Origin of the sequence: Caballeronia sp. LjRoot34, assembly GCF_964253815.1 — a bacterium.
Classification (GTDB): domain Bacteria; phylum Pseudomonadota; class Gammaproteobacteria; order Burkholderiales; family Burkholderiaceae; genus Caballeronia.
The window spans coordinates 756,035-766,581 of record NZ_CAXUSB020000001.1 but is presented as its reverse complement, the minus strand read 5'-3'; the positions used below and the strand labels follow the sequence as shown (position 1 = coordinate 766,581).

7 protein-coding genes are annotated in these 10,547 nt (G+C 59.7%); 4 read left to right on the top strand and 3 right to left on the bottom strand.

Annotation, left to right across the window (positions count from 1 at the left end):
• Nucleotides 1-345: 345 nt before the first annotated feature.
• From ACSQ36_RS03290 to aspT, 3 genes are all read right to left on the bottom strand, one after another.
• On the bottom strand, nucleotides 346-1,209 hold the full coding sequence (locus ACSQ36_RS03290; protein ID WP_436180892.1) for an aldo/keto reductase: 864 nt from the start codon (nucleotides 1,207-1,209) through the stop codon (nucleotides 346-348).
• Between the two features lie 94 nt (nucleotides 1,210-1,303).
• Entirely contained in the window at nucleotides 1,304-3,076 is a 1,773-nt protein-coding gene (locus tag ACSQ36_RS03285; protein ID WP_436180891.1) for an aspartate-alanine antiporter family protein, read from the bottom strand.
• A 118-nt stretch (nucleotides 3,077-3,194) separates the two neighbouring features.
• On the bottom strand, nucleotides 3,195-4,877 hold the full coding sequence (aspT, locus tag ACSQ36_RS03280) for an aspartate-alanine antiporter (RefSeq protein WP_436180890.1): 1,683 nt from the start codon (nucleotides 4,875-4,877) through the stop codon (nucleotides 3,195-3,197).
• Nucleotides 4,878-5,458: 581 nt separating this feature from the next.
• On the opposite strand from aspT, the gene ACSQ36_RS03275 reads away from it, so the two are divergent.
• From ACSQ36_RS03275 to ACSQ36_RS03260, 4 genes are all read left to right on the top strand, one after another.
• Complete coding sequence (locus tag ACSQ36_RS03275; RefSeq protein ID WP_213762319.1) at nucleotides 5,459-6,439, top strand: LysR family transcriptional regulator; 981 nt, start codon at nucleotides 5,459-5,461, stop codon at nucleotides 6,437-6,439.
• A 40-nt stretch (nucleotides 6,440-6,479) separates the two neighbouring features.
• Nucleotides 6,480-7,472 carry a 2-hydroxyacid dehydrogenase gene (locus ACSQ36_RS03270; protein ID WP_436183074.1) on the top strand — a complete coding sequence of 331 codons (993 nt, stop codon included), beginning with the start codon at nucleotides 6,480-6,482 and terminating at the stop codon, nucleotides 7,470-7,472.
• Between the two features lie 256 nt (nucleotides 7,473-7,728).
• Nucleotides 7,729-8,820: a ligase-associated DNA damage response exonuclease gene (locus ACSQ36_RS03265; RefSeq protein ID WP_436180889.1), complete on the top strand. Its 1,092-nt coding sequence runs from the start codon at nucleotides 7,729-7,731 to the stop codon at nucleotides 8,818-8,820.
• Complete coding sequence (locus ACSQ36_RS03260; RefSeq protein WP_436180888.1) at nucleotides 8,817-10,487, top strand: ATP-dependent DNA ligase; 1,671 nt, start codon at nucleotides 8,817-8,819, stop codon at nucleotides 10,485-10,487. Before ACSQ36_RS03265 ends, ACSQ36_RS03260 begins: the two co-directional genes overlap by 4 nt.
• The last annotated feature ends 60 nt before the right edge of the window (nucleotides 10,488-10,547 follow it).

Below are 10,547 nucleotides of genomic sequence, written 5' to 3'. Positions count from 1 at the left end.
AATCACTGGTGGCGAAGCGTGTGGGTATCGGTGTTCGGAGAAGGAGGGTTTCAAACATCCGTGGCTCTGGCGAGCACCGTGCTTTTGGGGCACCTATGAATCAAAACTGCACGCTGTGGACACTTAGGGTAGCGTGGTTGAAAGCGCTTTCTTTGCTTCGTTTCTTTGTCGCTTTGGACAAAGAAATGACGTGCCGCCACGCACAGTGGCTAATAGTGATAAAGAGAAAATCCAACTCTCGCAGACCACTAACACTGAAAGCACCAACCCGGCATTGACTCCGACCACTAACCCCAGAACCGACCAACCCTGAGCACTAACCCCGCCCCCCCCGCCCCTACCGTCTCAAAGCATTTCCAACTGGCGTTTTGACTTCGGCGGTTTGAACTGCGCGTCTATAAGACTTAATTCTTCCCCCGACAAATTCACCTCTCGCGCCGCTGCGTTCTCAATCACATGAGCGACGGTCGCGGCTTTCGGAATCGCCATGACCTGCGGTTGTCTCAAGACCCACGCAAGCGCGACTTGCATCGCAGACAAACCGCGGGCCTTCGCGATGTCATTGAGTACACTTTGTTTCGGCAGACGCGCGTGATCAACAGGACTGTAGGCCATCGCCGGTATATTGCGTTCGCGCAGCCACGGCAGGAGTTCAAATTCGGGACCGCGCCGCGCGACGTTATACAGAATCTGGTTGGTCGCGCACCGGTTGCCATTTTCCAGGGCAAAGAGTTCGACCATGTCCTCGGTGTCGAAATTGCTCACGCCCCAATGGCGAATCTTGCCCTGCGCTTTCAAAGCCTCAAAACCACCGATCACCCCTTCCAGGTCTTCACCGCCACGCCAATGCAGGAGATATAGATCGATACGGTCAGTCTGTAGCCGCTTGAGACTTCGCTCACACGCGGCCTTCACGCCGGCTTCGCTACCGTTATGCGGATAAACCTTGCTGACAATAAAAAGCTCGTTACGGCGATCTTTCAATGCTTCGGCAATCAGCTTTTCACTCTCGCCTTCACCGTACATTTCCGCGGTATCGATCACGGTCATGCCAAGGTCCACGCCAGTCGTAAGCGCGGCGATTTCCGCGCTGCGGGTTCTGGCGCTGTCGCCCATTTCCCAAGTACCCTGGCCCAAGGCCGGAAGTTGCTCTCCGGTCCCATGCATGGTTGCTGCAGGAAGACGAACGGTTTTTTGCGGCGGCGTCATGGGCGGCTCCCTTTTATCCTGAATGTTGTTGGGCTCCAGCCGTCGGCCTCAGTTCAAATTTTTTTGAGTGCACTTGCGTGCACTCATCCCTTCGTCAGACCAATCCCACCACCAGCGGTCCCAGCAACGTCAGCAATACATTCGCCAACGCATAGGTAATCGCGAACGGAACCGTCGGCACCGCGCTTTCCGCTTTATCCAGCACGCCGCCAAACGCCGGATTCGCACTACGCGATCCGGTCAGGGCACCCGCCAGAAGCGCTGCGTTTGTGTATCGCAACACGTATCTGCCGAAAAGCATCGTAAGAACGAGCGGCACGATAGTCACGATCGCGCCCAGCAAAAAGATCGTGAGCCCACTGTTCTTCACCGTCACCACGGCCGCCAGCCCGGAGTTCAGACCCACCGCCGCCACGAAGGCCGCGAGCCCGAAATCCTTCATCAGTTGCGATGCCGCCGACGGCATCACGCCGTACATCGGATGCTTGCCCCGCATCCAGCCGAATAGCAGCCCGGCCAGCAAACAGCCCCCGCCGGAGCCCAGCGTCAACGGCACGCCACCCACATTCACCACGATCAACCCGATCAACAAACCGAGCACGATCCCCACGCCCATGTAGATGAAATCGGTCTTGTTGGTAATCGGCAATTCATAACCCGCTGCGTCCACGGCGCGCTTCGTATCCTGCGGCGAACCATAGAACGTAATGACATCGCCATGTTCGAGCTGAGTTTCGGGAAGGATCGGCAACGGCTGGTCCGCCCGGCGAATTTCCTGCACAAATACGCCGTGCCGCAAGTCGCGATCCACGGTCGTGCGCACTGCGGCAATCGTCATGTGATTCATGCCCTTGCGCGTGAACACGCCCTGCCGGTTCTGCATCACGACACTGATGCCATCGGTGTCCGCGACCTCTTCACCAATGTTCGACGCCGCCGTCACCATCACTTCACGCCGGCCGACGACCAGCACGATATCGTCGACTTGCAGCATCACGTCCGGGCGAGGCTCCACCGCTTTACCGGCCCGGCGAATTCGCTCGATCGTGATCATGTCGGACTCGGCCAACTCGATCTCGGCGACTGTCCGGCCCGCCGCACCGCTCACGCCCACTTCGCCTGAAGCGGCCTTGATCGCCAGCCCCCCGGCATCCGCGCCACCCGCGCGCTCCGCCGCACCGCCGCCACCTGTCACGCGATACGCCCGCCCGACCAGCTCCGGCATCGCCGCTGTCTGGCCGGCTCCGTGCGCGACCGTGCCGCCCAGCAAACTTTTTTCCGCTTCGGCTGCGGCCTCCTTCAATCCCTGCCCCATGAACTTCGGCAAGATATTCACGCACACGATGATCGCGCCCAGCGATCCGAATACGTACGTCACGGCATAAGCGACCGCCACGTCGCCCTGGAGCGCTTTGGTTTCGGCAACCGGCAGCCCGAGCCGGGCGATGGCGTCGCCTGCCGTGCCGATAATCGCCGACTGCGTCAACGCCCCACCGGCCAGTCCCGCCGCGATCCCCTTGTTCAAGCCGAACAGCTTCGCGCACACCAGCACGGTCACCAGCGCCGATACCGCGAGGAACACCGCCATCGCGATCTCACGCAAAGTCTTGCGCGACAGCGAGTTAAAAAACTGCGGCCCCGAGTCGTAACCGACTGCATAGATGAAGATCGCGAACATGACAGACTTGACACCGTTATCGATCTGTACACCGAACTGACTGATGACGACAGCCGCCAACAACGACCCGCCCACACCACCAAGCTGGAACTTGCCGAAGTTGATCTGGCCGATGAAGTACCCCACCGCCAGAGAGAGGAATAGCGCAATCTCCGGTGACTTCGTGAAAACCTGATGTATCCATTCCATAGTGCCCTCGCTAGTTTCGTATGCCCTGCCCGACCTGCTGAATCTGGATCTGAACCCGATACTGATGCTGACGCTTCCCACCACGCGCCTATTCCGGTTTTCTACGACGTAAGCCTGTTCATCCCACCTTCCCCGCGAGCCCGACGATCACCGGCCCCATCAGCGGCAGGAGGACATTCGACAACGCGTACGTGATCGTGTAGCCGATCACCGGCGTCGCATTGCCCGTCACACTGACCAGCGCGCTGATCGCGGGCGTGCTGCATTGCTGGCCGGCGATCGCGCCGAGCAGCATCGGTACTTCGAGTTTCAACAGCCAGCGTCCCACCGCGAGCGATACCAGCGCCGGCCCGAGCGTGATGACCACGCCCGCCAGCGGCAGCGCAACGCCGTATTCGCGGATCAGGCGGATCGCATCGGCGCCGGCGCCCAGGCCGACCGCCGCGATAAATGTGCACAGTCCGAAATCCTTGAGCACCTGCGCTGCAGCGGAAGGCAGCGAACCGATCACGGGATAGCGCGAACGAATCCAGCCGAACAGCAGCCCGGACAACAAACAGCCGCCGCCGGTACCCAGCGCGACCTCCACGCCGCCGACGCGCGCGCTCAGGTGCCCCACGACAATCCCCGCAATCACGCCGATGCCGAGAAACACGAAGTCGGTTTTCAGCGTCGCGCGCACCACGTAGCCGAGCTTCGCCGCGCCGCGCCGCACGTCATCGGCCGAGCCGATCAAGGTCAGTACGTCGCCACGATGCAATTCCGTCCCCGGCAGCGCGGGGATCGTGCTGTCCAGCCGCGTGACGGCCGAGATATAGACACCGCGGCCATCGGCGGACGTTGCGCGGGCGCGCACCTGCGCCACCGTCAGGCCATGTACTTCGCGCCGCGTGAGCATGACGTCGAGGGTGTCGGCGTAGACGTCGGCGACATCGCGGCCGATGACTTCCTCGCCAATGGCCGGCAGCGCCTCCACGAGCGCCGTACGACGGCCGCCAATCACGATCCGGTCGCCCTTCTTCAACACGAGATTCGGCTGCGCTTTCACGAGCGAGCGGCCGCGCACCACGCGCGCCACGGTGATCTCGTTGCCATAGCGTTTTTCGAGGGTATCGATGCTCAGATCCGCCGCACTCGTGACGCGGACTTCGCGCGCGACGAGCGACGGCGCCGCGAGCCGCTGTCCGTCGGCCAGCGCGCTGTCGCCACCGAGCGCGCGCCACAGGCGCTCGGCTTCGTCGCGCAGATTCACGCGCAGCATGAGCGGCGCGATCTGGCTGGTGAACAGCACGATGGTGACGAGCCCGAACAGGTAACTCACGCTGTAGGCCGTGACGATATTTGCCTGCAGCCGGGCAATCTCGGCAGCAGGCAGCGCGAGCTTGCCGATTGCCTCGGACGCCGTGCCGACCACGGCCGATTCCGTCGCGGCGCCGGCGAGCAAACCGGCCGCGGTACCACGATCGAGCTTGAAGAGTGCGACAGCCCCAAGCACCAGCCCGAGTACCACCACCAGTTCAACGACGGAAAGGAGCCCATAGCGCCAGCCGCGCCCGATATTCGCAAAGAATTGCGGCCCACCGGTGAAACCCAGAGCGAAGATAAACAACGCAAAAGCAATATTCTTCAGATCCGGAGAAAGACGCGCACCGCTTTGTCCAAGAATCAGCGCCACGATCAAGGTGCCGCATACCCCGCCGAGCTGTATGGGTCCGAACTTGAAAGAGCCAATAAAAAAACCGAGTGCCAGACTCGCAAACAACGCAATTTCCGGTTGGCTCGCCAGCAAGTTCCAGATCATGAAATTATCGCCTCTATTGATTATTTAAATGAAACTATCAAACGGCTTTGAATGACTCAAATTAAGGACATGATTAATTGTGATCGTGATTCTGGAATCGATGAACAGTGCATCTCCGGGATGTCAGTTTGCCAGTGGTCAAGTCGGGACGGTATAAATTTAACGCCCGCCTTCATTTTTGGCACTAATTGGCATCGTTTCCATTCAATAAAAACCCTGTATTGACAACGTCCGGCAGAGCTTATCGCGGTTCGGCTAGTCGGACCGCCTGTTTGTATGCAATAAGCCAAGCTATTTATCGAACGCTTCCAAAGTCGAATGACGTAACACAACTCTTGAAACAAGAATCTGCATAAATCAGACGATCCATTCCAAAATCCGGAGAAGTGTAATTTTCCATTGCAATGAGTTAGCAAATGTGAAAGTCTTGCGGTTAATGCGGAATGCAAACAGGAAACGAACGAGATATTGCAATTCCGCATGGGTGTCAATACGCTTTTTGGCGCCGATCAACAATGCCGTATGCGCGGTGATGCGTAATACGGTCCCACGCTTTTTTGGACACTGAGAGGTAAGAGACGATGAATCAAATTCATGCCATGCGGGTGTTCGTGCGGGTGTCGGAAACCGAAAGCTTTCGGCGTGCAGCACAACAACTTGATGTATCGAACGCGCTTGTTACTCGCGCAATTGCAATGCTGGAAGCGCATCTACGTACCCGGTTAATCAATCGCACTACTCGTAACCTCTCACTTACAGAAGCTGGCACGCGTTATCTCGAAGGCTGCCGGGCATTGCTCGAAGAACTTGATCATCTCGAGTCAATGGTGGCGCATACCGAAGGCGACCCTAGCGGTACATTGCGCGTGGTGGCATCCGGGTCGCTTTCGCTCATGGCGCTGACGCCACTGATCGACGGCTTCCGGCAGGTCTATCCGAAGGTGAATGTGCGGCTAACCTTATCCGAGCGTCATGTGGATCTTGTGGAAGACGGATTCGATGTCGGTATTGTCACGGCATTCATGGTGACGAGCACGGCATTGGTAGAACGCCCGGTCGCCACCAACACACTGATTCCCGTCGCAACGCCCGCTTATCTGGAAGAGCACGGCTCGCCCAGCACGCCGACCGATTTGCTGCACCACGCGTTCGTGGCTCTCCCCAGCGAAATGCGCAGCGCCACCTGGCACTTCCGGCATCGCAACAACGGCAGCGCCGACCAGGTCACGCTCGCCCCTGTCTATACTGTCAACAGCGCATTGATGGTGCGGCTGGGAACGCTTGCACACATGGGCATTTCGATCATTCCGGAAGGCATTGTCGCGGCGGATCTGGAGAACGGCTCGCTGGTACGGGTATTGGGTGATTACGCTATTGACGATCCGGACGTGAAGGTGTCTATCGTATATCCAGGTCGACAATATCTGCCGGCCAAGACGCGCGCATTCATTGACTACACGCTTGAACATATGGGCCCGGGCGGCGAAGTCGGATTACCGCAGCCGGAAACCGTTCTTTCGCGGCTTTCCATGGTGCCCCCGACGAGCGCGGTCGTTAACTGATATACGTTTTTAAGGCTGACGGGGAGACCGTTCGATGCCGATTCATATAATCGTCTTCAGCAGCCGGCAATATGATCGTGATGTCTTCACCGAGGCAAACGCGGCATTTGGTTACTCCCTGCAATTCCAGGAATCACAGCTTGACGCGCAAACGGCCATTCTTGCCCACGGGTGTGCGGTGGTATGTCCGTTCGTGAATGACATCCTTGACGAAGCTGTCCTGGAAACACTTCGTGAGGGCGGAACGCAGCTCGTGGCGCTGCGTTCGGCAGGTTTTAATCACGTCGATCTGGCGGCGGCAGTCCGGCTCGGAATTGGCGTGGTACGTGTACCGGCTTATTCTCCGCATGCGGTGGCGGAGCATGCCGCCGGGCTGATCCTGACGCTGAATCGCAAGTTGCATCGCGCTTATGCCCGGACTCGCGATGGCGATTTTTCGCTTAACGGCTTGCTGGGTTTCGACCTGCACGGCAAAACGCTTGGCATTATCGGCACAGGCGTAATCGGGCGGGTATTCGGCCGCATCATGGCCGGTTTCGACATGAAGCTGCTGGCGTTCGATCCTGGAACGCCAGCAGCCGATCTTCTGCAAGCCGGAGCGCGTTATGTTCCCCTCAATACCCTCCTGGCTGAGTCGGATATTGTCAGCCTTCATTGCCCGCTTTTACCTTCCACCTATCACCTCATCGACGCCGCCGCACTCGCCCGCATGAAACACGGCGCCATGCTGATTAATACGGGCCGCGGCGGTTTGATCGACAGCCGGGCGCTCATTGGCGCATTGAAAAGCGGGCAACTAGGTCTTCTTGGCCTCGACGTCTACGAGGAAGAGGGTGGCCTTTTTTTCGAAGACCATTCGAATCACATGCTGCAGGACGACGTGCTCGCGCGGCTATTGTCGTTTCCAAACGTAATCATTACCTCCCATCAGGCGTTCTTCACGCGCGAAGCCCTCAGCGAGATCGCCACTACAACGCTCGGGAATGTAAAAGCCTGGTTTGACGGCTCTCCGCGCTATCAGGTATTTCCCTGAATATCCCATTGCGCGATTCAATGCGAAGTTTATCGGCGGGTATTTTTATACTTCCCGTCCGATAAATCAGCTTTTTGGATAATCAGAGTATTCTTCATACAATTAAAATTTTCAAGAATATTGTGGTTGCATTACCTCAGGACGGCATGCCGTTTGCTGTAATCCAATAACCCTTCGGCCGCTGCGGCTATTTCCGCCTGGCCGTCCTGGCGCCGTATTTTCCTGTCGTTATCTTTTATCCGCGAGCGGGGACCGGTTGGACGCATCGCAAGACTTGATCGTCGCGAGGCCGGAAGGCCTTTATTGCCCGCCGGGCGATTTCTACATCGACCCGTGGCGTCCCGTTGATCGGGCAATCATTACTCACGCCCATGCAGATCACGCCCGCGCCGGGCACGCCCGTTATCTCGCGGCAGAGGCGAGTGTCGGCGTGTTGCTGTCGCGGCTGCCGGGCATTTCATTGCAGGGTGTTCCGTACGGCGAGCGCCTGGTTGTCAACGGCGTCTCCGTGTCGCTGCATCCGGCCGGCCATGTGCTCGGCTCTGCACAAGTGCGCGTGGAACACGCGGGGCGCATCTGGGTCGCCTCGGGCGACTACAAGGTCGAACCCGATCCCACTTGCGCACCGTTCGAACCGGTTCGCTGCGATACCTTCATCACGGAATCCACGTTCGGCTTGCCGATTTATCGATGGGAACCGTCCCGCGCGATCTTCGACGGGATCGATTCATGGTGGCGGCATAACGCCGCTGAAGGTCGGGCTTGCGTGCTGTTCTGCTATTCGTTCGGCAAGGCGCAGCGGATTCTTGCAGGCGTCGATCCGGCCATTGGCCCGATCTTTTGCCATGGCGCCGTGGAACCGCTGAACCGGGCATACACGCAAGCGGGTGTGCATTTGCCAGCGACGCGGCCCGTCAGCGACATCGCCGCGAAAGACAAGACCGCGTTCAAGGGCGCACTGATCATTGCGCCGCCGTCCGCTCAAGGCAGCCCGTGGATGCGTCGCTTCGGCGACTATAGCGATGCGTTCGCGTCGGGCTGGATGCGGCTTCGCGGCACGCGGCGGCGGCGCGGTCTGGACCGTGGCTTCGTGCTGTCCGATCACGCCGACTGGCCGGGTTTGCAAACCGCTATTGGTGCAACGGGCGCGCAACGCGTAATCGTGACGCACGGACAAATCGAGCCGATGGTGCGCTGGCTTCGCGAACAAGGTCTGGAAGCCGGCGCGTTCACGACCGAATACGGCGACGACGCAATAGAAGCCGACGCAGCGGAAAGCGGTCAGGCGAGCCCGTCCGCGCAGCAAGCCATCGAACCCGTTCCTCCGCCTGAGGCCAAGCCGCGATGAAACGCTTCGCCGCGCTGTACACCGCTCTGGACGGCACCACGTCGACGAAAGAAAAACTCGAGGCGCTGATCGCGTATTTCTCGGCGGCCGAACCCGAGGACGCCGCGTGGGCGTCGTACTTTCTCAGCGGCGGCAAACCTCGCCAATCGGTGCCCACTCGCCTTCTTATCGAATTTGCCCGCGAGCGCGCCGGCTTGCCGGAATGGCTCTTCGACGAGTCGTATCAGGCGGTCGGCGATCTGGCCGAAACCATCGCGCATATCCTGCCGCCCGCGCAGCGCACATCCGAACTCGGCCTCGCGCAATGGATCGAGGAACGCGTGCTGACCTTGCGCGGCCTGGAACCGGGCGAGCTGCGAACCCGTTTGCTCGGTTACTGGGACGAACTCGACTGGAGCGAACGTTTCTTGTTGACCAAGCTGATAGGCGGAGGGTTTCGGGTGGGCGTCGCGCGCCAACTCGTCGTGCGTGCACTCGCCGAAGTCGCGGGTGTGGATCACAAACGCATTGCGCAGCGGATGGTCGGCTGGACCGATTCGCAGCAAACGCCGGGCGCGGCGCGTTATTTGCGGCTGATCGCACCGGAAAGCACGGACGATGAAAACGCCGCCACGCCGCATGAAAGCGACCTTGGTTTGCCCTATCCGTTTTTTCTCGCTCATCCCTTGCAAGCCGATCCGGCGACGCTCGGCATGCCGTCGGAGTGGGTGATTGAATGGAAGTGGGACGGGATTCGCGCGCAACTCGTGAAGCGCGGCGGCCGGGTGTGGCTGTGGTCGCGCGGTGAAGATCTCATCACCGACCGCTTTCCCGAACTCGCCTCGCTCGGCGCCGCGCTGGCGGACGGCACCGTCATAGACGGCGAAATTCTTGCGTGGGAACCCGGTGGTCACGCGCCATTGCCGTTTGCGCGGCTGCAACCGCGGATCACGCGCAAGACCTTGTCGAAGAAAGTGCTTGCCGATTCACCCGCCACGTTTCTCGCCTACGACTTGCTGGAAGCCAATGGCCGCGATCTGCGCGTCACGCCGCTGATCGAACGCCGCGCGCACCTCGATGCATTGGCCACCGCGTTGGGCGAGACGCTGGCGGTCGACCTGCTGCGGGTGTCGCCGATAGTTGAAGCGCCCGATTGGGAGACCCTGGCCGCGTTGCGCGACGAAAGCCGCGGCCGAGGTGTTGAAGGCTTGATGCTGAAGGGACGTGAATCGCTTTATGGCGTCGGGCGCACGAAGGCTTCCGGGACCTGGTGGAAATGGAAGATCGATCCCTACGCTATCGACGCCGTCTTGCTTTACGCGCAACGCGGCCACGGCCGACGGGCGAGTTTGTACACCGATTTCACCTTCGCCGTGTGGGACGAAGCCGATGGCGTGCGCACTCTTGTGCCGTTCGCGAAGGCATATTCCGGCTTGACGGACGAAGAGATGCGCAAGGTTGATGCAGTCGTGCGCAAGACGACCATCGAAAAATTCGGGCCGGTGCGCAGCGTCACGCCGACGCTCGTATTCGAGATTGGCTTCGAAGGGATTCAGGCGAGTCCGCGCCACAAGTCGGGCATTGCCGTGCGGTTTCCACGCATGTTGAGATGGCGTACGGACAAACATATTGACGACGCTGATACGCTCGGCATGCTCAAGGGGTTCCTCGAAGGGGCGCCGCCATGAGCATGCCAGCCGATGATGCGATATGGGTAATCAGGATACCAAACCAAGTAGTGATACGAA

What these genes read in the sequence shown, in the direction of transcription:
- ACSQ36_RS03290 (WP_436180892.1), bottom strand. Translation starts at nt 1,209, where the DNA reads ATGACGCCGCCGCAAAAAACCGTTCGTCTTCCTGCAGCAACCATGCAT.
- ACSQ36_RS03285 (WP_436180891.1), bottom strand. Translation starts at nt 3,076, where the DNA reads ATGGAATGGATACATCAGGTTTTCACGAAGTCACCGGAGATTGCGCTA.
- aspT (WP_436180890.1), bottom strand. Translation starts at nt 4,877, where the DNA reads ATGATCTGGAACTTGCTGGCGAGCCAACCGGAAATTGCGTTGTTTGCG.
- ACSQ36_RS03275 (WP_213762319.1), top strand. Translation starts at nt 5,459, where the DNA reads ATGAATCAAATTCATGCCATGCGGGTGTTCGTGCGGGTGTCGGAAACC.
- ACSQ36_RS03260 (WP_436180888.1), top strand. Translation starts at nt 8,817, where the DNA reads ATGAAACGCTTCGCCGCGCTGTACACCGCTCTGGACGGCACCACGTCG.